We start from the raw sequence: 21,607 nt of genomic DNA, 5'->3' as shown, positions 1-21,607 counted from the left end.
CGCCAGTGGAAAGGCGTATATTATTGATCGCGTGACGCGTTGGCATCGGGATTCCCCCTCGACAAAATGCCCACTTTGGTAAAACACCTTCTTTCACTTTGAGGTACACTAACCCTCTTTGTTCCACAAACCTCAGGCATACCATGACCGATTTAATTGCTCGTCCCCGTCGCCTGCGCAAGTCACCCGCACTACGCGCTATGTTTGAAGAGACAACACTGACCTTAAACGATCTGGTGTTGCCGATTTTTGTTGAAGAAGAGATTGACGACTACAAGGCCATCGAAGCCATGCCTGGCGTGATGCGCATTCCTGAAAAGCATCTGGCGCGTGAAATCGAACGTATCGCCAATGCAGGGATCCGCTCGGTGATGACCTTCGGCATCTCCCATCATACTGACGCCACCGGCAGCGATGCCTGGAAAGAGGACGGTCTGGTCGCCCGTATGTCGCGCATTTGCAAAGAGACCGTGCCGGAAATGGTCGTGATGTCCGACACCTGTTTCTGCGAATACACCTCTCACGGCCACTGCGGCGTGCTGTGCGATCACGGTGTGGATAACGATGCTACCCTGCTGAATTTAGGTAAGCAGGCGGTGGTTGCTGCCGCAGCGGGTGCTGATTTCATCGCGCCATCAGCTGCGATGGACGGGCAGGTGCAGGCTATCCGCCAGGCGCTGGATGCTGCCGGTTTTACCGACACGGCCATCATGTCCTACTCCACCAAATTTGCCTCCTCTTTCTACGGCCCGTTCCGTGAAGCAGCCGGTACGGCGCTGAAAGGCGATCGTAAAACGTATCAGATGAACCCGCTCAACCGTCGGGAAGCTATCCGTGAATCCCTGCTCGATGAAGCCCAGGGCGCAGACGCCCTGATGGTGAAACCGGCGGGAGCCTATCTCGATATCCTGCGTGATATTCGCGAACGCACCTCGCTGCCGCTGGGCGCGTACCAGGTCAGCGGCGAGTACGCGATGATCAAATTCGCCGCCATGGCGGGTGCGATCGATGAAGAGAAAGTGATCCTGGAAAGCCTGGGTGCGATCAAACGCGCGGGTGCGGATCTGATCTTCAGCTACTTTGCGCTGGATCTGGCTGAGAAGAAAATTCTGCGCTAAGGCGCAACGGTGCCGGGGGGCGGTTTCGCCTGACCCGGCCTGCTCTCCCTGCCTCACGAAACTTCACCAAACTGCAATACAACCGACATCTCCCCCTTCTACTGTCATCGCAAGACGGCAGGAGGAGTGATCATGTTTAGTCTCGATAGCGTTCTCGATGACCTTTGGCCTCAGGCGAGGCCGGCACCCTGGCAAAAAAGTCTGTTAAAAAGGCTGTTTTACGAAGAAGAATTCCAGCAATTTGCCGCAGCACACCGCCACCTGAAAGGACTGGATATGGTGGAGCAAGTTCTGGAGCACCTTGATATTCTCTGCACCGTTTCCGCCCGCGATCTCGAACAAATCCCCGAACATGGCCCTCTGGTTATCATTGCCAACCACCCGACAGGTACTCTGGACGGGCTGGCGCTGATGTACGCCGTCTCGCGCGTGCGACGCGATGTCAAAGTCGTGACCAACCGGATGCTGACCCACCTGGAGCCGCTAAGCTCGCTGTTTATCCCGGTCGATAATATGGGCGGCAGGACGGCAAAAACGTCGCTGGTACAGATGGAACAACATCTGCAAAACGCGGGCGTGCTGATCTTCTTCCCGGCGGGTGAAGTTTCCCGGCCGACGCGAAAAGGCATTCGCGATAAAAAATGGCACTCGGGATTTATCAAACTCGCCACCAAACTGCGCGCCCCGCTGCTGCCGGTACATATTCAGGCGCACAACAGCCTCCTCTTTTATGCCAGCACGCTGGTATCGCCGACGTTATCCATGCTGCTGCTGATGCAGCAGATGTTCCGCCGTCGCCATAGCCAGCTGCCGATTACAATCGGTCAGCAGATTGCCTGGAGTGACTGGTATAGCGCCACCCTTTCGTCGCGTGAAATGGCCGAAAAGTGCCGTCAGCACGTGATACGTCTTGGCAAGGGAGTGCCTGGCGTCTTTAAAACCCAGTGCGCCATTGCCCGTCCGGAAGACCGGGCTACGCTAAAACGCGAGCTGGCGCAGGCTGAATGTCTGGGCAAAACCGGCGATGGAAAATCCATCTATCTCTGGCAGCGTAACGGCCAGGAAGAGGCGCCACTGCTACGCGAACTGGGCCGCCTGCGTGAGATTGCGTTTCGCGCGGTGGAAGAAGGGAGCGGTAAGCGCCGGGACACTGACAGCTACGATGATGATTATCTGCATCTGATCTTATGGGACGATGAGGATCTGGAGATTGTCGGTGCGTATCGCTTTATGCCCACCGCCAGACAAGTGGAGCGTCGGGGGCCGGAAGGACTGTACAGCTACAGCCTGTTCCACTACGACGACAAAATGCAGGATGTGCTGGAGCACGGCATTGAGCTCGGGCGCAGCTTTATTCAGCCGCGCTACTGGGGACGCCGCGGTCTGGACTATCTGTGGTCAGGCATTGGTGCCTATCTGGCGCGTTATCCCCACTACCGCTATCTGTTTGGTCCGGTCTCGATATCCGGCGGCTTACCGCCTGCCGCGCGGGATCTGCTGGTGGCGTTCTACCGCCTCTGGTTCCCGGCAAGCCATCCGCTCGCGGCGTCACGCCAGCCCTACCCGGCATCGCTTCCGGACGTGCTGGCGCAGTTTGGCGGCGTGGATTATGTCGACGATCTGACGAAGCTGAAATCCCTGCTCGGCAATCTGGGCTGCGGCATTCCGCCGCTCTACAAGCAGTATTCCGAGCTGTGCGAACCGGGTGGCGTACAGTTTATTGATTTCGGAAGCGACCCGGCATTCAACAACTGCGTTGACGGCCTGGTGCTGGTGGATTTGTGTTATCTGAAGGCGAACCGCTATCAGCGCTATATTGAGGCGCATTTGTAACCCTGCTTTCCCCTCTCCCGTCGGGAGAGGGTCAGGTGAAGGCATCAGCCCGCACGGTAAAACGGTTTATCCCCTAAAATCGTCGCCCGCTGCATAATCCGACGCTGCGGCAGATAATCCGCGTTCGCATAGTGTTGCGTCACGCGATTGTCCCAGATCGCCAGATCGTTCTCCTGCCAGCGCCAGCGCACCTGAAATTCCGGCCTGGTGATATGGGCAAACAGGAAGCTTAACAGCGCATCGCTCTCTTTTTCCGTCACGTCTACGATCCGCGTCGTAAAGCCTTCGTTCACAAATAACGCCTGCTTACCGGTCACCGGGTGCGTACGCACCACCGGATGCAGCAGCGGCGGATGTTTCGCGACCGCGTCCTGCCAGCGCAGATGTTCCTCTTCGCTTTTCCGGTACTTGTACTCCTGGAAGGATTTTTTGAAGTCATGTTCGGCCCGCAACCCGCTCAGCAGTGTCTGGAACGGTACGGACAGCGCCTCGAAGGCGGCGATACCGCTGGCCCACAGCGTATCTCCACCGGTGTCCGGCAACAGTTTCGCCGCCAGTATCGCCCCGGCAGGTGGCGTTTCGATAAACGTCACGTCGGTATGCCAGTTGTCGTTGTCCGGCGGATTATCGTTATGGGTATCCAGCACGATGATCTCCTCCACGCCTTCCGCATGGGGATAGACCGGGTGAATATGCAGATCGCCGAAGCGCAGGGCCAGCGCACGCTGCTGCTGCGGGGTGATCGCCTGTTCGCGCAGGAACACCACCTGATGGCGCAGCACCGCGTGGTACAACTGCTCGAACTGGTTATCGCTCAGTGGACGGGTCACGTCCAGGCCGGAGACCTGCGCACCAATATATGGCCCCAGCGGGGTGATGGTCAGACGTTCACTCATTGTATTTCTCCATGCCAGGGCGTCAGACGTCGCTGTAGCGCGCGCAGCCCCAGTTCTAATCCAAAGGCGATCACGGCGATCACCGCGATCCCTGCCAGCACGACGTCAGTCGCCAGAAACTCTCCCGCCGACTGCACCATAAACCCTAATCCGCGCGTGGCGGCGATCAGCTCAGCCGCCACCAGCGTTGACCAGCCCACCCCGAGGCCAATGCGCAATCCGGTTAAAATCTCCGGCAGTGCGCCCGGTAAAATCACAAACAGCAGCACCTGAAGACGGCTGGCACCCAGCGACTGCGCCGCGCGGATCCGCACCTGCTGCGCACTCTTCACCCCAGCTAATGCCGACATAGCAACCGGGGCAAAAATCGCCAGATATATCAGCAAGATTTTCGAGGTTTCCCCGATGCCAAACCAGATAACCATCAGCGGCAGGTAGGCCAGCGGTGGGACCGGACGGTATAGCTCAATCAGCGGATCGAGAATGCCGCGCACCGTCGGGCTCAGCCCCATCGCGATACCCACCGGGATGCCAATCACTACCGCCGCCAGCAGCGCCACCAGAATACGCGCCAGACTGGCACCTAAATGCTGCCAGAGCGTGGCATCCATAAAACCCTGCGGCCCGGCGATGGTGATGAGTTTCGCCAGCACCTGTCCCGGTGGCGGAAGGAACAACGGGCTAACCCACTGTTGCGCTGCCACCGCCCACCAGACCGCGAGCAATACCAGCAACGTGCCCGCACTCAGCGTGATCTGGCGAGAGAACGGCCAGCGTAACGCGAGACGAGGACGGCGCGTTTTTTCACTGAAGACAATGCTCATGAGAATGCCTCCCGTTGTTCAAATACGCGGCTTAAAACATATTCGCGCTGTTCAATAAACAGCGGATCGGATTTGATACTGCGGACCGGTTCACCGGCCACATAGCGACGGGCAAAGCTGAGCGGCAACCGCTCCAGCACACGACCCGGCCCCGGCGAAAGCAACACCAGTTCGGTCGCCATAAACACCGCCTCTTCGATATCGTGGGTAATCAGCAGTACCTGCTTGCCCGTTTCGTGCCACAGGCGCAAAAGCAGCGTTTGCATCTGCTCACGGGTGAAGGCGTCCAGCGCACCAAACGGCTCATCCAGCAGCAACAGCTGTGGGTTTGCCGCCAGCGCGCGGGCAATCCCGACCCGTTGACGCTGGCCACCGGAAAGCTGCCAGATAAAACGTTTTTCAGCGCCCTCCAGCCCCACCTTTTTTAGCATCTCACGCGCGGTCGCCAGCCGTTGTTCACGGTGAATCCCCGCAAGCTGCAGGCCGAAGGCGACGTTTTCCTGCACGTTGCGCCACGGAAGCAGCCCTTCACTCTGAAAGACCACGCCGCGCTCTGCACCCGGGCCCTCGACCCGTTTCCCTTCCAGCTGGATGGAACCATGCTGATACGGTACAAACCCGGCGATCAGATTCAGCAGCGTGGTTTTGCCGCACCCGGACGGACCCAGCACGACCAGCAATTCACCGCTGTCCAGCGTCAGGTTGATCTCCTCCAGCACAGGTTTACCGCCGTAATCAGCAGACAGATTTGTAATATTCAGCATCGCTTCCCCCTTATTTCACAAAGCGATCGGTCACGTACTGGCTGTAATCTGTCGCCACCGCAGGCACTTTGCCCTGCTCTTTCAGAAACGTAGCGGTATCGACAATCGCTTTATTGACCGGTCCATTGAGCTGCTGGACCTGTTGTGCAGGCGTGAGATAGGTATTGCCTTTCACCAGCCCCGGCACGTCCGCTTCCGGAACGCCGCTCAGGCGCGACAGTTTTTCCAGATTGCCCGTCTCTTTCAGCCACGCATCGGGGTTGCTGAGATAAGGCTGCTGGGCGTCAATGGCGCTTTTAGCAAACGCCTTCACCACGTCAGGGTGTTTCTCCGCGAAGTCTTTACGCACGACCCATACGTCGAGCGTCGGCGAGCCCCACTGCCCCACCTGTTCGGAATCGGTCAGCACGGTGCCGTCTTTTTCCAGCTCATTCACGGCAGGTGCCCAGACGTAAGCGCCGTCGATATCCCCACGCTGCCAGGCGGCAATAATTGCGGGTGGCTGCAGGTTGATGATCTGCACCTGACCCGGCTTGATGCCCCAGTGTTTGAGCGCCGCCAGCAGGCTGTAATGGGTGGTGGAGATAAACGGCACGGCGATGCGTTTGCCAATCAGATCTTCCGGCCGGGTGATGTTTTTCTTCACGACCAGGGCTTCAGAGTTCCCGAGCTGTGACGCCAGCAGGAAAACCTCAACAGGCACCTGCTGGCTGGCAGCCACTGCCAGCGGGCTGGAACCAATATTGCCAATCTGCACATCGCCGGACGCTAATGCGCGCACGACGGCTGCCCCGCTGTCGAATTTACGCCAGTCCACCTTCGCGCCGCTTTCTTTGGCGAAGGTGTTATCCGCCTGCGCAACTTTTGCCGGTTCCGCAGAGGTTTGATACGCGACGGTAACGTCTACCGCCTGTGCCTGAAATGCCCACAGCGCCAGCGCGCCGAGAAGTGTAATTCGCGATGAAATTGCCATTGTGACTGCTCCCCTTGTTGTTATGAGGGCAGTATTTCCGGCGCAGGAATTTTGATAAAGGAATAAAAAAGAATCGTTAATTCCGATTCGTTTTTAGAAAAAAAGTGGCAAAGGATAGTGAATTTTGTGGGGTTTATTCTGGCTCCCTCTCCCGACGGGAGAGGGATGAAGTGAATGCATCAGACGACACACAGCATCAGCGCTGCGCCTTTAGCTCCGCAATGTCTTTGGGCGTGGTCCGGCAACATCCTCCAATCAACTTCGCCCCGGCCGCCAGCCACTGGGGTAAATAGCCCGCCAGCGTTTCGCAGGCTTCGCCATGGTGATGCCAGGTTTTGGTCACGGCGTCATAATGCTCCCCCGAATTCGGGTAGACCACCAGCGGCAGTGCGGTGAGGCTGTGAAGATGTTTCAGTGCCGCGGTGGTATTTTCCAGCGCGATACAGTTGATCCCCAGCGCCACAATTTGCGGATAGCGTTCCAGCGCAGAAATCACATCGCGCAGCGGCGTGCCGTCGCTGAGGTGCTCGCTGTCACGCAGGGTAAACGAGAACCATCCCCGGGCCCGGGGATACTCGGCCAGAAGCGCCGCCAGCGCCTTGATTTCAGCAAAGGATGGCAGCGTTTCGCAGGCCAGCAGATCTGCCCCGGCATCCAGCAGCGCTTCCACGCGCGGGCGATGGAAATCGGTAAACGCTTCTGCGCTTCGCACGTAGTCACCGCGATACTCAGATCCATCCGCCAGGTATGCACCATAGGGCCCAACCGATCCCGCGACCAGCAGCGTGCCTGCACGAGGGTTTTCCGCGAGATACGCTTCGCGCGCCTTACGCGCCAGCTCCACGCTTTTGCCAATCAGCGCACGGGATTGCGCCTCATCCAGGCCTCGTGCGGCAAACCCTGCAGGCGTGGCCTGATAGCTGGCGGTGATCGCCACCTGCGCTCCCGCCCGGTAGTAGTCCAGATGAACGTCGCGGATAAGATCCGGGTTTTCAACCAGCACTTTGGCAGACCACAGGCTGTCTGCAAGATTACAACCGCGCGCTTCCAGTTCCGTCGCCATCGCGCCATCCAGCACCACAAATGGCTGTTTTTCAAGGATGGCGGTAAGCGGATTATTCTGCGACATGTTCAGGCTCCTGCGATGTCATGTTTCGGGTCAGGTAGTAGGCACCATAACACAGGGCAACAAACGGAAGCCCGCAATAAAGGGCAATACGCTGACTCGGGTCAAATGCCAGACCAACACAGGCCACCACGCAGAGGATAAAGCCAAGCACCGGCACCAGCGGATACCACGGCGCGCGATACTGCAGAGCGGAAAGCGGCTGACCAGACTGAAGATGGCGACGACGGAAGACAAAATGCGACGCGCAGATGCTGATCCAGACCGCCACCACAGCAAAGCCTGAGATGGCGGACAGTGCGACAAACACCGTGTCCGGTGCCACCACGCTTGAGAACAGCGCCAGTACGCCGCCAAGCATTGAAACAGAAATCGCCGTCATGGGTACGCCGTTTTTATTAACGCGCGCAAAGCAACGCGGCAGCGTTTTTTCATTCGAGAGCGACCAGAGCATGCGGCCAGAAGCGTACAGGCCCGAGTTCGCCGCCGACAGGATGGCCGTCAGGATCACGAAGTTAAAAATATCAGCCGCGTACGGAATACCGACCTTTTCGAACACCAGTACAAACGGACTTTTTTCCACGCCCGCCTGATGCATCGGGATCAGCGCGGCCAGCACAAACACGGTACCAATAAAGAAGATGATCAGCCGGGCAATGGTGGTACGAATGGCAACCGGAATCACCTTGTGCGGGTTTTCCGTCTCACCCGCCGCGATACCGATAAGCTCTGTCCCGGAGAAGGCGAAGTTCACCGCGACCATGGTCATCAGAATGGGCAGGCCGCCGTGCGGGAACCAGCCTTCGGCGGTAAGGTTGGTTAAGCCCGGCGCGGGAGAACCGTCCTGCATCGGGATAAAGCCAAACACCGCAGCACCGCCAAGAATAATAAAGGCAATAATGGTGATGACTTTCACCAGCGAGAACCAGAACTCGCCTTCGGCAAAGAAGCGCGTGGAGATGACGTTAAGGCCGAAGATCACCACGCAGAACACCACGCACCACGTCCAGACGGGCACCTGCGGGAACCAGTACTGCATACAGAACCCGGCGGCGGTAAAGCTCGACCCGAGCGCCACCGTCCAGGTAAGCCAGTAAAGCCACGCCACGGTATAGCCTGTTGCCGGGCCAAGATAGCGGGCGGCATAGACGTGAAACGCGCCGGTTTCCGGCATCGCAACGGAAAGTTCGCCCAGACACTGCATCACCAGCCAGACCACCAGCGCGCCAATCAGGTACGCCAGCAGCGTTCCCGCCGCCCCGGTCGTTGAAATGATATAACCAGTATTGAAGAATAGCCCTGTCCCAATGACCCCACCCAGCGAGAGCATAATCAGGTGGCGTGTTTTCATGGTGCGCTTAAGCTGCCCATTTTCTTGTTGTGTTTGCATATTACCTTCTATACGTATGGACATCTAAACATCCAAAGAAGGTGTGTTATACCGCGATTGTTAAGAAAAAGCTAGACGACCAGACGTAATCGGGCGCGCCGCGCGCTGAGTCTGGGGTGGGTTGTGAGGATCACATACAGGAACGGACGCCAGGCCATAAGCACCTCCGCAAGCAGATACTTACAGCATGGCGCGGACCCTGGCGTTCTTCGGTCAGTCGAAAGTGGTATCCGTAAGGAGCGGGTTCATACGCGGGATTTTACAGCGGCGCAATTCTTGGTAAATCCCTCAATCAGTTCTATAGTCGACACAGTTTCATCGTTACAGGATCAACTGATGCGCTTTAACGGACTGACCAAAGGTTTCTTTATCTTCATACTCGCCCTTGTCACCTGGGCTTTCTTCGACGTGCTCTCCCCCTACTTCTCCGCGATTTTATGGGCCGCCATTCTTACCGTTATCTTTAACCCGGTAAAAAACAAGCTGCGCGCGGCGATGGGCGATCGCAACGGACTGGCTTCGCTGTTAACCATCGGCATTATCTGCCTCATCGTCTTTATCCCGTTGATGGTGATCTTTTCATCGCTCGCCATTGAACTGAACGTGGTGTACACCAAGCTGCAAGCGAACAACACCCAATTCCCGGAAGTGGTGGCGAGCATCTTTAACCACCTGCCAGGCTGGGCCAGCGGCTTCCTTGCGGACCACAACCTGACGAACGCGGCACAGATCCAGAAAAAACTCTCCGATGTAGCACTACAGGGCGGACAGTATCTGGCCGGCAGCGCGTTTCTGATTGGTAAAGGGACGTTTGGCTTTGCGATCAGCTTCGGCATCATGCTTTATCTGCTGTTCTTCCTGCTGAAAGATGGTCCGTATCTGGTACGCCAGATCCTTGATTCGCTTCCTCTGTCTGATTTTGCCAAACAGCATCTGTTCGCCAAATTCGTCGGCGTCTCGCGGGCAACGGTAAAAGGTACGGCGGTAGTGGCGGTGGTTCAGGGCACGCTCGGCGGGATTGCATTTGCCATCGCTGGCATTGACGGTAGCGTACTCTGGGGCGCGCTGATGGCGTTCCTTTCGCTGGTTCCGGCCGTCGGCTCGGCCATTGTCTGGGTGCCGGCCGCCATCTTCCTGTTCGCCACGCATCAGCTCTGGCAGGGTCTCTTTATCGTTGGCTTCTTCGTCATCATTGTCGGGCTGGTGGACAACATCCTGCGTCCATTGCTGGTGGGGAAAGACACCAAAATGCCGGACTACCTGATCCTCATCTCAACCCTTGGCGGGATGGAGCTGTACGGCATTAATGGCTTTGTTATTGGGCCGCTGATCGCCGCGCTGTTCATCGCCTGCTGGAACCTGTTCTCCGGTCGCGATCACGCGGGTAACGCCGAAGAGCTGGATGCGGATTTCATCGAGGAAGGAAAAAACCCTCCAGATTTGTGATGATATGACGATAAAGACCACACCAGGCGGCACTGTGCCGCCTTTTTTTTCGCCTTAAATCAAACGTTTTCTATAATTTGAAAGAACGCCATCCTTCTCATGTCGTAAAAGGATCCACAGGTGCGAATCGCAACGATAACTAACTGGGCCTATGGTGCCACGGTCTGCCTGACCCTTGTCTCAGGCATCATCATGCTGATGGCATCCAATGCCGACACCGTGGAACGTCATGCCGTGGAACAGCGGCAGCGCTTTGATGAGCTGACGGAGGATATTGAAACCGACGCCTGGGCGCAGTCCGATTTAGCCCGCCTGTACGTAATAAAAAAAGATCCGCAAACCCTCAGACAATACAGCCAGTCAGAGAACAACCTGAAAAATGTCGAGCTGAGGCTGGATAAACTGCGCGATAACGGCGCGTCCGATGAGGAGCTGGCCCTGCTGCGGGAAGGTCTCAAGATTATCGATGAGCTACAGGATGAACAGCAGACGGCCCTCACCAGTACAGAACGGGGAGAAGATGCCCAGGCCATTGCCCTGCTTTATGGTGCCCCCTATGAGCAGGCGCTGGAACGCGCACAAAACCAGATTGATCACTTTCGCCAGATCCTCGACAAGCGGGTGATTGCGTCCGTGCAGGATGCCACCAAAAAATCGAAAGCGCTGCGTACGGCCTCTGAACTGATGGTTGGCCTGACCGCCCTGCTGTTTCTGTTTGTCCTGGGCTTTATCCTGAAACGTCGCGTGCTGCGCCCCGTGGTGCGTCTGAGCGACGTGGTACACCGTCTGGCGTCGCAGGATTACGCCGTCGAAACGCCGAATTTTAATCAGATTGATGAGATTGGCGATATGGCGCAGGCGATCCGTATTTTTCGTGAAAACGGCCTTGCCCGGCAACGGCTGGAAAAAGAGCGCGACGCCGACTGGGCTGTCCGCGAACTGCTGGCCCGCATGACGCAGCGGCTGCAAGGGTGTGAGAACTTTACCGATGTTATCAACGTGGCGGAGCTGTTTGCCCCCAATATCGCCCCGGGGGTCCCTGGCCGGCTCTATGTCCTTGACCGCGATCCCTGGCAGATGCGCTGCGTTGCCCAGTGGCTCTCCCCCACGGGAGAGGAGATGATGTTTCATCCTGACGAATGCTGGGCAGTAAGGCGTGGTCAGAGCCATCCCCCGTTCAGCGGTAAGCCGGATATCGCCTGCTATCATCTGCCGGAATCACTGGTGTATCGTTCGCTGTGCGTGCCGCTTATTGCCCAGGGCGAGGCCATTGGTCTACTCTCATTCCAGAATATCACCGCGGAAAATGCCCCTGCCCGTGCTTATCTCGAACTGATGGCCGAAGCGCTCGGTCTGGCGCTGGCAAACCAGCGGCTACGCGATGCGTTGCTGGAAAAAGCATTGTTCGACCCGCTGACCGGCTTGCGTAATCGCCATCATCTGGAAGATACGCTTCATACCCAAATGACACAGGCCATTCGTAACGGCGAACCACTGAGTTGCATGATGATCGATATCGATCACTTCAAGAGCATTAATGACCGGTTTGGCCATGAAGCGGGTGATCAGGTTATTAAAAGCGTAGCGACGATTGTTCAGCGGGCTACCCATGACAACGGAATGGCTTTCCGCTACGGCGGGGAGGAGTTTTTAGTACTGCTTTCCGGTGCTGATGAAGAAGAAGCGCATGACTGTGCTCAACAGATTTACAACGGCGTACAAGGGTTGTCGCTACGTTATGGACTCACGGAGATTGGGCCAGTCGATGTTTCGATTGGTATCGCCAGCTATCCGCAGCACGCCCAGAGTGACAACCTGCTGCGTGCAGCCGATGTGGCGTTGTACCGGGCTAAAGAACTGGGTCGATCGCGGATTGTAAGTTTTGGGATGCTGGAGGCGGGCTAGACGTCATGTTGCGCCACTGAGGCTTTCCCCTGTTCATGAGCGCGTGATAGCCCAAAGCACCACGATACCCAGCGCATTACTGCGTTTTTCAACATATAAGGTATTATCGAGTTGATAGTCGCCCATTGGGTGACAAATACGTATCTTCTCTTTCAGTTCAGGTTCATATACTTCAGCCCCTTCACAATTATATCTGCCTACAGATTTATATTTGTAAGGAGCACTCCAGGACGACACTTTCCCATCCAGTAAATAAACCGCCGTAAAGACGACGAAAATGGCGAGAGGCATGCTGATAATAAAGGTGCCAATGAACACTTTTAGACGCTCAGAAAACGGCCAACCTTTCAACCGTCCCTTCCAGATAAAAATGACCATCAAAACCAGCGACAAGAGCAATGAGCCGGTCGCGATGTATTGCATTGCGAGAGCGTTAATAAATGTCACACGGTAAATTTCTACGCGCCAGGTAATAAAACAAATTACCAGCGTCAATACCCCAACAATCGCTGGAATCAAAAACGAATAAGACGTTTTTTTCATATTGCACCCTTCCCTTGTCGTTATTGCGTGGTCAGGAGATCAATCATCGCGCGGGTGGCAGCGGACTGGCGCCGGTGTGGCGCGAAGATCACCGAGAACGGCCGCGAGCGTCCGCGAAGGTGAGGAAGCACCTCCACCAGTTGACCGCGCTGTATCCTGTCCTGGACGATAAATTCATAGCTCTGGCAAATCCCCATACCGTGTTCAGCCAGGGAGACGACACCCAGCACATCATCCGATGTTTCGATAGGTGAAGCGGGTAGCCAGTCCACATCGCGTTCGTCTTCCCGAAACACCCACGGAGCGATGCGACCGGTGCGCGGCAAAATAAACGGCAGACACATGTGTCGGTGCAAATCATCCAGCGTTTGCGGAGTCCCCATCCTGTGAAGGTACGCGGGTGATGCGACCAGCAGCAAAGCGGCATCCTCCAGTTTACGCGCGACTAAACCACTGTCGGGCATCTGACCCAAACGAATCGCCAGATCGAACCCTTCAGCAATCAGGTCGACGTTGCGGTTGGTGATGTTCAGATCCACCTGAACGCGCGGGTAGTGTTGGGAGAATCGCGCCAGCAAGGGCGGCAGGCGATAGTGACCGTAGGTCGTCGGTACACTCATGCGCACGCGTCCGGTCAGGTCGCCTTCCTGGCCCTGCCCATCACGTTCGGCTTCATCCAGCAGGGAAAAAGCAGAGCGCGCCTGCTCCAGATAGACTCGCCCTGCCTCGGTCAGGCCTACCCGACGGGTGGTTCTCTGTAAAAGCTGTCGTCCCAGACGCGTCTCGAGGCGAGAAACCGCACGACTCAACACCGAGGGTGTGGTGGACAGGGCGACGGCAGCAGCAGTAAATGAGCCGTGTTCAACGACAGCGATGAAGACCTCAACATCGCCAAGATAATCGAATTTTCTGCTCATTATGCTCTTTCAGGAACAAATGTTTTTCAATTCCGCTAATTTATCTCCAGTTGGGTGATGAGTAAAGTGTGCGCATTCATCACCAGAGGGTAAAATCATGGATCTTCAACTCACCGGTAAGACAGCACTCGTTACTGGCGCAACCGCGGGGATTGGTCTGGCCATCGCCCGCACGCTGGCGCGCGAAGGCGTGGCCGTCACCATTACTGGTCGTGACCACGCGAAATTGCAAAACGCCGTGGCAGACATTACCGCCGCTCAGCCTCAGGCGCAGGTCACCGCCATCGTTGCCGACCTGGGAAACGCTGAGGGGGCAAAAGCCCTGATCGCGGCCTGCCCTGACACCGATATTCTCATCAACAACCTGGGCTTTTATGAAGCCCGAGACTTCGCCGACATCACCGATGATGAGTGGCTGAACATGTTCAACATCAATGTCATGTCCGGCGTTCGCCTGTCACGGCATTACTTCCCGCGCATGCTGGAACGCAACTGGGGCCGGGTGATTTTTATGTCGAGCGAAGTCGGCGCGTTCACGCCGCCAGACATGGTGCATTACGGCGTCAGCAAGTCGGCGCAACTCGCCGTTTCGCGCGGAATGGCCGAACTCACGAAGGGGACGGGCGTTACGGTCAACAGCGTACTGCCTTCAGCGACCCGCTCCGACGGCATTATCGAATACCTGCGCCAGACCGCACCTGCACCGGGTATGACCGACCAGGAGATCGAAGCGAATTTCTTCCAGACCTACCGTCCCAGCTCTCTTATCGCGCGAATGATCGATGCTGATGAGATAGCCGCGATGGTCGCGCTGCTGGCAAGCCCGTTGGGCGCTGCCTCTAACGGCGCCGCGGTGCGCGTCGAAGGCGGCACCTTCCGCTCCATTCTTTAATGCAGCAGCCGTAATGACCTGAGGGGAATCAGTGTCCCCTGCTTTCCCCTATTTACCGGAGCATAGAAATGTTCAAACGTACCCGTAATATGTCCGCCATCGCGATGGCAATGTTGTTCTCTTTTGCGAGCGTAGCCAGCGCAGCGAACCAGGCCCCTCTTGAGCGCTGGCGCAGCTATACCGGCGTAACCTGGAATACGCCTGAGAAGGGGGAAACGCCGACGCCGTTTTCCGGCTCGGTTAACGCGCCCATCGCAGGCATCCACTTTGATGCAATGGGAAGAGCCTTTGTCAGTACCCCCCGACTGGTTTCAGCCGGTGCACCCGCGACGTTAAGTATTCTTGATACGACCGTTCAGACCGGACCGGCGCGCCTCACGGCATTTCCGTCCCGCGAGGGGAATGCGGTGGAAACCGCTCCCGATCAGAACCTGCGTAACGTGCTTGGCTTCTATATTGACCGTAAGAATGGCTGGCTGTGGGCCCTGGATATGGGGTTCGTCGCGGGAGAAGCGGAATCCCCCGTGGGTTCGCAGAAACTGATGGTGCTGGATCTGAATACCGGCCGCACGATCAAACGCATTCCACTGGATAGTGTGGCAGACCGCAAGGCGAGCTTCCTCAATGATGTGGTTGTTGATGAGACGCGTCGTGTCGCTTACATCTCCGACAGCGGCTCGCGCAGTGCGCCTGAGAACCGCGTCGGTCTTATCATCGCCGATTTCGCAACCGGCACTGCCCGACGCGTGCTCGACCGTCATCCAGACCTGCAGATTGAGCCGGGTGTGAAAGTCGTCTCGCACGGGGCTGAAGTCTGGCCAGGTCATCCATTACTGATTGGCATCAACGGTATTGCGCTGTCTCCGGATACCGGCACGCTCTACTGGACGGTGACGACAGGGACCCATGCGTTTGCGGTACCGACTGACATTCTGCGAAAGCCTGGTGCTGACGATACGCAGATTGCGGCACAGATCCGGGATCTTGGTTCGGTGGGAGGCAATACCGACGGTATCGTGACCGATGCCAAAGGCAACCTCTATATCACCGATGTGACACACAACGGTATTGTCAGGTATGAACCGAAGCGCGGCTCAATGACCCTGATGGCGTCAAACGACGGCGTACACTGGCCGGACACGCCGGCCATCAATCCGGACGGGGATCTGATCTTTACCTCCAGCAGCCTGAACGACCATTTTGCTGGCGCGGTCAAACCTGGCCAGGAGCGCTATGACGTATGGCGTTTACCCCTGAAGGCGTTGCAGGATAAGCGCCAGTAACGCGACTGCGCATGCTCAGCACTGGACACTACACGCTCACAGGGACACTCCTTGTGGGCGTGTACATTACTGACGCCGGTGTATGCGAGATAACCGGTGCAGCCAGAAGCAAACGGGCAATGACAGCAACAGAAAAAGGCAAAATGCGGCCAGGAATGCATCCGTTGTAGTAAAATGCAGGACTGAAGCCGCCAGTCCCCCTGCGATTCCACTGAGCACTATCAGGCCAAAAAACACCCACCCGGTAGAGTACCAGAGAATATTGTTGATTAGTCTTCTTATCATCTGCTGACTTCTGCGAATAATATTGGAATGAATAAGATATCGGTTTGAGAACGCCGGACATAATCCCTGCCGCCATATCAATGAGGCTGAAATCGCTGTATCCGAAACGACCCGTTCTTACCGATATACATTGACGCTGAAACTGCCGGTATTATCAGAGTATCCAGCCTCTGTATCGGCAATATACAGATGCAGGGTACCGCTTTGGGGAGCCGCCCATTTATAAACTCCACCGCCTATATCATAACCTTTTCCAGAGGTATCAAATCTCGCCTTCAGCACCTTATCATTGCAGGTAATGAGCCCTTCTTTCACCCTGCCATCCGGCACCGCCAGCGCAAATTCTTCTTTACCGTATTTAATCCAGCCAGAGGCCATTATCGTTATCTCATCACCGGCATTCAGTTGCAGGCCTGTATTAATACCGGCAGGAATATTTGCAGGAACTTCTCCGGACCAATCTGGCTTAGCCGTCATGCTATTCTCCTTTATCAAATTTCATTAACATTACATTTGATGCGTGCTTTGCATCAATCAAAGACAAAACTCCCCGGCATGTGACAGACATCACATTTAGTATTCATAACGTTTCATCATGGATGCATATGAATATATTTACCTTTTCCAGACTTATGTCGAAAGAATAATGCGATTTCTTTTTTTACGCTGCGATTTATATAAATCCACCAACACAACCAACCACTAACTCACTGATTTATAATTGATCTTAATGTTAACTATAGGAGTAATCGCACTTTAAATCATGACTGTAATTATACCTTTAGTAAATTAATTACCATACCCGAATGGCGGTAATAATAGGTACGCAAAGCAGTGAGAGGGCGCATTACAGCACCGCCTGTCGTGATATCCGTCCAATAAAAAACCTCTACCTCTCCACTTAATTTCTCGCCTCCCCGACGGAAAAGGAATGGGTTAACAAGTATCCACTTAGTTACCCTGTGTATTACTCTTTTGGTTTCAACATATACCTCTCACTCACACACATTACCGCTCTGGATTAACAAAACACAGCATGAGATTAATCCTAATGTTTAATTCGCAGAACTGCAGCAGACGGGAGACGAACGGAAATCATCAGCATCATTTCCAGAATATTATTTGCTGAGTGGCGTATCTGTTTATATTCTAATTGTGAATGCCATACCCCTGAGTAACAAAAATCATTATCTGTAGACTATTTATTACCTCATACCACTGACAAGCTGGACGCTGTCACGATTACGGAGAATTATATGACTGTTTCACCTGCATGGTCGGGCAATATCGACGCAACTGCTGACACGGGCATTAATACCGGACTTAAACTAAAAGCCGGGCAAAAAATCAGTATTATTGCGGAAGGATGGATTAAATACGGTAAGGAAGACTACGCCCTGGCATCGCCATACGGCAGGCTAAAAGAGGGCTTTGTCTTACGGAACGATAAGGTGCTGAAAGCCCGATTCAGTGCATCCGGAAAAAGCTATGACGTTGGCAGTGGTGTTTACCAGTGGTCGGTACCGGAAGACGGCGAGCTGATTCTCGTGGTCAGTGACTCTTCACATCGCGACAACAGCGGCGCTTTCAGCGCGGTTGTGTATATCGCTGAAGACGAAAAGAAAGCGGCGGCTCAAAAGGCGGACTGGAAAGGTCATGTTCCCGCAACACGCAGTGACTGGACCCACACCGGCGTATCCGTGAGCAAAGGGGACAAGGTGATGCTGATTGCTGCCGGTACCGCTCAGTATGACAGCCGCGGTCGCAGCTTTGGACCTGACGGCGACAGCCAGCATCCGTCAGCGCAAAAACCGGATCCCACTTTTGTCCTGCCAGAAGCACTGGCGGGGAAATTACTGATCAAAGCGGGTGAGCATATTTACGGTATCGGAAGCGGTGGTAGCGACTGGGAAGTCCCTGCTGATGGCGAAATTTCATTCATTTTTAACGATACAAATGTTGCGTCTGAATACGCCAATAATACGGGAGGCTATGACGTCAGGTTTGTTGTGCTCGGTTGAAATGCCCGCAGGGAGGCAACATGCCATCCACTGCCTTCCCTGCCGGTTCACTGGAAAACAAAAATGAACGTTAATGGAGCCCCTGATATGAGCATTATGGACAATAAAAAAGTTGATTTGGTTTTCATCATCGACAGCAGTCTTTCAATGAAGGATGAAGCGGAAGCGCTCTGTGCAAAACTTGAGAGCGCCATTGAGGAGGCCAGAAAAGCCTGCCCTTCGGATTTACGAACTGATTTTCTGGGTATCGAAGGCGTTTTTGCCGGCACCAAATTTAATAAAACGGTCCGTCAGTTCCTGACGAGCGAGGCTGGTGCTAACCCGTCCGCCCTGAAAGGCAGAGAGTATGTCAAAGAGGGGAACCCCGCTCAGGAAGATGTGGCGCCTGCTGCGGAGGACGTTATCCGTCATTACAACTGGCGTGACGGCGCTGAAAAGAATGTTTTTGTGCTGGGAGACGAAAGTCTGAAAGGCGGGGAGATGACCCTGGATGCGGGCCGCATCAAAGCCTGCGATGATGCCATTGCCACCGCCCTGGAGTACGGTGTCAAAATCCACTCCTATCTGGGCACGCCTCATGTCTCATTACCTTATCCCACCCCGGATGATGAGAAAGCCATGGTTCGGGAATACAAGCGCCTGGCGCTTCGTACGGGTGGTGAGCATTATATCTACACCTCCGGCATTGCCGATTTTGCCTCGGTTTTAAAAAGCACCATTTGCGCCAGTAAGGCCACGCAACACGACAGCGTGGCGAACAAAAAAGAAGAAGCAGATGCGCTGGAAGGCAAAACGCCAGCGAAGACGCCCGGTAATGGCAGCGATCTGTGCGCACAGGCCCCTGAGATTGTCCGGGCGGTGAATACGCTTGCTGATGTACTTAAGAACCTGATTGACGCTTGCGCCAGCGACTGTCGTTGCAAAGAGAATACGCCCCCTTGCCCGTGTCAGGAACATCACAACAAACCGGTGACCCCCTCCTCACCCCCCGCTGCGCCGGACACTGCCCCTGTCAGTCCCGAACCAACACCTTTCCTGGATGAGAGTAAGTTTACGAATAATCATCTGAATAACTGGCAATTTGGACCGGCAACGCCTGAGCATGAGTTTTACTCAGAAGGTGGCGCGACCATGATTCGTTTTCCGACCACCAATGTTAAAGGTCGGACACACAATGGTGTGCTGCTTTATAAACATTATTCGGAACTCCAGCCGGGGAAACGCTATCGCTTCAGCCTTCAGGCTCGCAGGGACAATGACTACAAGGTGATACCCGAACTGTCACTGCGGGTGGCAGGCCAGGATATTACCTCGGTTACAGCACTTGCCGTGAAAGGCGAGTGGGTCACGCTGTCAGGAGAGTTTACGGCGGCACAGGGCGATAATGTGCTGGAAATTTTCAGCCATAAAGCCAGCGGCGATGGTAACGATTTCAGCATTACTGGAATCACAGTAAAATCCGTCGATTGATTTTGTTACGCTGACTTCATTTCAGATATGAAGTGATGCCGGTTTGGCTACGCGTTGGTTAAACCAGGCATCACTGCTTAGCCAGTGTGCGTCACGCTTGAGATAACGTTGGTCTGGCCCGGTAATACACGGTGGGCATGATTACCCTCGTCGACAGGTTTACCTGAGCAGTTAAACCTGCGTGTTACCAGGGAAGCGCAATTTTCTCATCATTCGCTTTCTCGCCGTAATACAGAGAAGGCAGGAAACGAGACAAGAACGTGAACTCTGTATAACAGTGTCGCATAAGCGCTAATCCGACGTCATCGGCAGGTTCAGCGTGGTCGTCATTACTCATACCCAGAATAAACCGGCTACGCAGCACACAACCAAAAGGCGTATCCCGGACAACATGTAGCATTTGTCCGTCCAGCGGGTCGCCCTGGCTATCCAGTTCAGTTTTTTCACCGAAGCCTATCCTTGCGGCAATGATTGCCGAGACACTCCCATCCCCCATTGCCTTGTCGACAGCCATTTCGCCAAATACCGATGCAGGGTGATGGAATTTAAGACGCGCGGGAATGGGAGGGATTTCAGCTAATGATTCAACGGCATGGATGCTTGCGCCGTAAAAACTTTCCCCACGCTTCCAGTTGGCGTCCCATCCACGATGTTCAACATGATCAACGGGATGCCACCATTTTATATGCTGCGTCGTTTCAAAGAAGGTAAACCACCAGTTAATCATACGTCCTTTGCAGCCATGTAAATCGGTGCGTACGGCGACCAGCAGACTCCCGTCATCCAGACGTTTAATACCTGTCTCCAGCGGCATGGGAGAAGGATCAAGCAATGCCGAATAATCCAGCCAGGGCCTGGCAATATCGTGTTGTCGCATTTTTTTCTCCATTAGCATTGGGAAGTTCGAACCATTTAGGAAACGAAGTGCGTTTCCTAAACATTACCGATAGAATGGTCGTATGACAAGCGAAAAGGAATCTCAAGGGTGACCCAACCAACCAAACCACGCGGACGCCCCTCAGTCCCTGAGGAAGAGGTGAAGAAACAAATCATTGGTAGCGCGATGGCCTTGCTCTTTGACAAAGGCTATGACGCCACAACAATTGAGGCGGTTGCATCGCATGCAGGCGTTGCCAAAAAGACCGTCTATCGCTTTGCGAAAAACAGGGAGGAATTGCTTGGCCTTTCGGTTCGAAACTGGACGGATAACTATGCCCCACTCCTGCAGAGCGATCCGACAGATAAGAATGACGTTTTACCGGCGTTAAGAAAATTACTGGCTGCGATTTGTGGTCAGGCGCTATCAGTAACCGCCGTGAAAATGTTTCGTCTTCTCAATACTGAATTTCCTGGTAAAGATGATCTCCTCAAGAAATACACTGAAAATGGCATAGCGCGCGGCCAACAATTACTCACAGAGTGGATTACACGACAGCAAAAACAGGGCTGGTTGCCGATGTTACCTGCAGATACCAGTGCCAAAGTCATACTCGCCATGTGTGTCGCCGAACCTCTTCGGCAGGCAGCGATTGGTTTAACTGATCCCATTGAGAAAGCAGATATTGAGGCACATTTGGATTCTTGTATGCCTTTTATTTTACTTATATTCAGGCATGGTGATGAATAACATAGTACGTGGCGATTCGTGTGGAGTGTCACGCTTAGTATCTGTTCGAGCTATACAACTACGGGTCGCTACGTACTTACATCTCTGATAGCAACTGTTAACCATAGCGGTAACTGTTGGTTATAGAATATGAAAAAGATCGTAACCTGGGACTGACAAACTATTTAATTTGTTGTTTTTAATTGATTTTTGTCGCGATAATATGAATAAAACAACACCTATTATTTAATTAATTCATGAGTAATTTTATTCATTTCAATTTCTAAGATACCCCCAAAAATCCCCCCGCACTGC

At 54.6% G+C, this 21,607-nt stretch carries 19 protein-coding genes; 9 read left to right on the top strand and 10 right to left on the bottom strand.

The window, feature by feature from the left end:
- The first annotated feature begins 143 nt into the window (after positions 1-143).
- Positions 144-1,118, top strand: coding sequence for a porphobilinogen synthase (gene hemB, locus BH714_RS00510; protein WP_020885251.1), 975 nt, complete (start codon positions 144-146; stop codon positions 1,116-1,118).
- Positions 1,119-1,250: 132 nt separating this feature from the next.
- Positions 1,251-2,951, top strand: coding sequence for a bifunctional ornithine lipid synthase OlsF (olsF, locus tag BH714_RS00505; RefSeq protein ID WP_020885252.1), 1,701 nt, complete (start codon positions 1,251-1,253; stop codon positions 2,949-2,951).
- 44 nt (positions 2,952-2,995) lie between these two features.
- On the opposite strand, the gene tauD is transcribed toward olsF, so the two are convergent.
- From tauD to mmuP, 6 genes are all read right to left on the bottom strand, one after another.
- Complete coding sequence (tauD, locus tag BH714_RS00500; RefSeq protein ID WP_040016774.1) at positions 2,996-3,847, bottom strand: taurine dioxygenase; 852 nt, start codon at positions 3,845-3,847, stop codon at positions 2,996-2,998.
- On the bottom strand, positions 3,844-4,671 hold the full coding sequence (gene tauC, locus BH714_RS00495) for a taurine ABC transporter permease TauC (RefSeq protein ID WP_014168802.1): 828 nt from the start codon (positions 4,669-4,671) through the stop codon (positions 3,844-3,846). Before tauC ends, tauD begins: the two co-directional genes overlap by 4 nt.
- A complete protein-coding gene (tauB, locus tag BH714_RS00490; RefSeq protein ID WP_014168801.1) occupies positions 4,668-5,435 on the bottom strand; it encodes a taurine ABC transporter ATP-binding subunit in 768 nt (255 codons plus the stop codon). The genes tauC and tauB overlap by 4 nt, the downstream gene beginning before the upstream one ends.
- A gap of 10 nt (positions 5,436-5,445) precedes the next feature.
- Positions 5,446-6,408 (bottom strand): taurine ABC transporter substrate-binding protein, encoded by a 963-nt coding sequence (gene tauA, locus BH714_RS00485; RefSeq protein WP_040016773.1) that lies wholly within the window; start codon positions 6,406-6,408, stop codon positions 5,446-5,448.
- 196 nt (positions 6,409-6,604) lie between these two features.
- Positions 6,605-7,537, bottom strand: coding sequence for a homocysteine S-methyltransferase (mmuM, locus tag BH714_RS00480; protein ID WP_040016772.1), 933 nt, complete (start codon positions 7,535-7,537; stop codon positions 6,605-6,607).
- Positions 7,524-8,924, bottom strand: a complete 1,401-nt coding sequence (mmuP, locus tag BH714_RS00475) for an S-methylmethionine permease (protein WP_025205021.1) — start codon at positions 8,922-8,924, stop codon at positions 7,524-7,526. The genes mmuM and mmuP overlap by 14 nt, the downstream gene beginning before the upstream one ends.
- 336 nt (positions 8,925-9,260) lie before the next feature.
- On the opposite strand from mmuP, the gene BH714_RS00470 reads away from it, so the two are divergent.
- Positions 9,261-10,370 carry an AI-2E family transporter gene (locus BH714_RS00470; protein WP_020885256.1) on the top strand — a complete coding sequence of 370 codons (1,110 nt, stop codon included), beginning with the start codon at positions 9,261-9,263 and terminating at the stop codon, positions 10,368-10,370.
- 120 nt (positions 10,371-10,490) lie between these two features.
- A complete protein-coding gene (locus BH714_RS00465) occupies positions 10,491-12,275 on the top strand; it encodes a diguanylate cyclase (RefSeq protein ID WP_040016771.1) in 1,785 nt (594 codons plus the stop codon).
- Positions 12,276-12,308: 33 nt separating this feature from the next.
- On the opposite strand, the gene BH714_RS00460 is transcribed toward BH714_RS00465, so the two are convergent.
- Together BH714_RS00460 and BH714_RS00455 are read right to left on the bottom strand one after the other, a co-directional pair.
- The gene (locus tag BH714_RS00460; RefSeq protein WP_032677488.1) at positions 12,309-12,818 is read right to left on the bottom strand and encodes a hypothetical protein; all 510 of its coding nucleotides are present in this window, start codon (positions 12,816-12,818) and stop codon (positions 12,309-12,311) included.
- 20 nt (positions 12,819-12,838) lie between these two features.
- Positions 12,839-13,735, bottom strand: coding sequence for a LysR family transcriptional regulator (locus BH714_RS00455; protein ID WP_014168785.1), 897 nt, complete (start codon positions 13,733-13,735; stop codon positions 12,839-12,841).
- Positions 13,736-13,832: 97 nt separating this feature from the next.
- Between BH714_RS00455 and BH714_RS00450 the strand changes: the two genes are divergently transcribed.
- The gene (locus tag BH714_RS00450; RefSeq protein WP_040016770.1) at positions 13,833-14,627 is read left to right on the top strand and encodes an SDR family NAD(P)-dependent oxidoreductase; all 795 of its coding nucleotides are present in this window, start codon (positions 13,833-13,835) and stop codon (positions 14,625-14,627) included.
- Between the two features lie 68 nt (positions 14,628-14,695).
- Positions 14,696-15,910 (top strand): L-dopachrome tautomerase-related protein, encoded by a 1,215-nt coding sequence (locus BH714_RS00445; RefSeq protein ID WP_040016769.1) that lies wholly within the window; start codon positions 14,696-14,698, stop codon positions 15,908-15,910.
- 402 nt (positions 15,911-16,312) lie between these two features.
- Here BH714_RS00445 and BH714_RS00440 read toward each other — a convergent pair whose 3' ends face one another.
- A complete protein-coding gene (locus BH714_RS00440) occupies positions 16,313-16,672 on the bottom strand; it encodes a LecA/PA-IL family lectin (protein ID WP_040016768.1) in 360 nt (119 codons plus the stop codon).
- Positions 16,673-17,451: 779 nt separating this feature from the next.
- Here BH714_RS00440 and BH714_RS00435 point away from each other — a divergent pair.
- Both BH714_RS00435 and BH714_RS00430 read left to right on the top strand, forming a co-directional pair.
- On the top strand, positions 17,452-18,216 hold the full coding sequence (locus BH714_RS00435) for a LecA/PA-IL family lectin (protein ID WP_040016767.1): 765 nt from the start codon (positions 17,452-17,454) through the stop codon (positions 18,214-18,216).
- An 87-nt stretch (positions 18,217-18,303) separates the two neighbouring features.
- Positions 18,304-19,686, top strand: coding sequence for a carbohydrate binding domain-containing protein (locus BH714_RS00430; protein WP_236918384.1), 1,383 nt, complete (start codon positions 18,304-18,306; stop codon positions 19,684-19,686).
- Positions 19,687-19,870: 184 nt separating this feature from the next.
- Here BH714_RS00430 and BH714_RS00425 read toward each other — a convergent pair whose 3' ends face one another.
- A complete protein-coding gene (locus tag BH714_RS00425) occupies positions 19,871-20,563 on the bottom strand; it encodes a DAPG hydrolase family protein (protein ID WP_040016765.1) in 693 nt (230 codons plus the stop codon).
- Between the two features lie 108 nt (positions 20,564-20,671).
- On the opposite strand from BH714_RS00425, the gene BH714_RS00420 reads away from it, so the two are divergent.
- On the top strand, positions 20,672-21,313 hold the full coding sequence (locus BH714_RS00420; protein ID WP_040016764.1) for a TetR/AcrR family transcriptional regulator: 642 nt from the start codon (positions 20,672-20,674) through the stop codon (positions 21,311-21,313).
- The last annotated feature ends 294 nt before the right edge of the window (positions 21,314-21,607 follow it).

The sequence above is a fragment of the Enterobacter ludwigii genome (assembly GCF_001750725.1).
GTDB classification, from domain to species: domain Bacteria; phylum Pseudomonadota; class Gammaproteobacteria; order Enterobacterales; family Enterobacteriaceae; genus Enterobacter; species Enterobacter ludwigii.
This window is presented reverse-complemented; position numbering and strand designations above follow the sequence as displayed.

Excerpts from the sequence above, each read along its gene's own strand:
- BH714_RS00430 (WP_236918384.1), top strand. The coding sequence starts at position 18,304 with ATGAGCATTATGGACAATAAAAAAGTTGATTTGGTTTTCATCATCGAC.
- tauC (WP_014168802.1), bottom strand. The coding sequence starts at position 4,671 with ATGAGCATTGTCTTCAGTGAAAAAACGCGCCGTCCTCGTCTCGCGTTA.
- olsF (WP_020885252.1), top strand. The coding sequence starts at position 1,251 with ATGTTTAGTCTCGATAGCGTTCTCGATGACCTTTGGCCTCAGGCGAGG.
- BH714_RS00425 (WP_040016765.1), bottom strand. The coding sequence starts at position 20,563 with ATGCGACAACACGATATTGCCAGGCCCTGGCTGGATTATTCGGCATTG.
- BH714_RS00440 (WP_040016768.1), bottom strand. The coding sequence starts at position 16,672 with ATGACGGCTAAGCCAGATTGGTCCGGAGAAGTTCCTGCAAATATTCCT.
- tauA (WP_040016773.1), bottom strand. The coding sequence starts at position 6,408 with ATGGCAATTTCATCGCGAATTACACTTCTCGGCGCGCTGGCGCTGTGG.
- BH714_RS00435 (WP_040016767.1), top strand. The coding sequence starts at position 17,452 with ATGACTGTTTCACCTGCATGGTCGGGCAATATCGACGCAACTGCTGAC.
- BH714_RS00470 (WP_020885256.1), top strand. The coding sequence starts at position 9,261 with ATGCGCTTTAACGGACTGACCAAAGGTTTCTTTATCTTCATACTCGCC.
- mmuM (WP_040016772.1), bottom strand. The coding sequence starts at position 7,537 with ATGTCGCAGAATAATCCGCTTACCGCCATCCTTGAAAAACAGCCATTT.
- BH714_RS00445 (WP_040016769.1), top strand. The coding sequence starts at position 14,696 with ATGTTCAAACGTACCCGTAATATGTCCGCCATCGCGATGGCAATGTTG.
- tauD (WP_040016774.1), bottom strand. The coding sequence starts at position 3,847 with ATGAGTGAACGTCTGACCATCACCCCGCTGGGGCCATATATTGGTGCG.
- BH714_RS00450 (WP_040016770.1), top strand. The coding sequence starts at position 13,833 with ATGGATCTTCAACTCACCGGTAAGACAGCACTCGTTACTGGCGCAACC.
- BH714_RS00455 (WP_014168785.1), bottom strand. The coding sequence starts at position 13,735 with ATGAGCAGAAAATTCGATTATCTTGGCGATGTTGAGGTCTTCATCGCT.
- tauB (WP_014168801.1), bottom strand. The coding sequence starts at position 5,435 with ATGCTGAATATTACAAATCTGTCTGCTGATTACGGCGGTAAACCTGTG.
- hemB (WP_020885251.1), top strand. The coding sequence starts at position 144 with ATGACCGATTTAATTGCTCGTCCCCGTCGCCTGCGCAAGTCACCCGCA.
- mmuP (WP_025205021.1), bottom strand. The coding sequence starts at position 8,924 with ATGCAAACACAACAAGAAAATGGGCAGCTTAAGCGCACCATGAAAACA.
- BH714_RS00460 (WP_032677488.1), bottom strand. The coding sequence starts at position 12,818 with ATGAAAAAAACGTCTTATTCGTTTTTGATTCCAGCGATTGTTGGGGTA.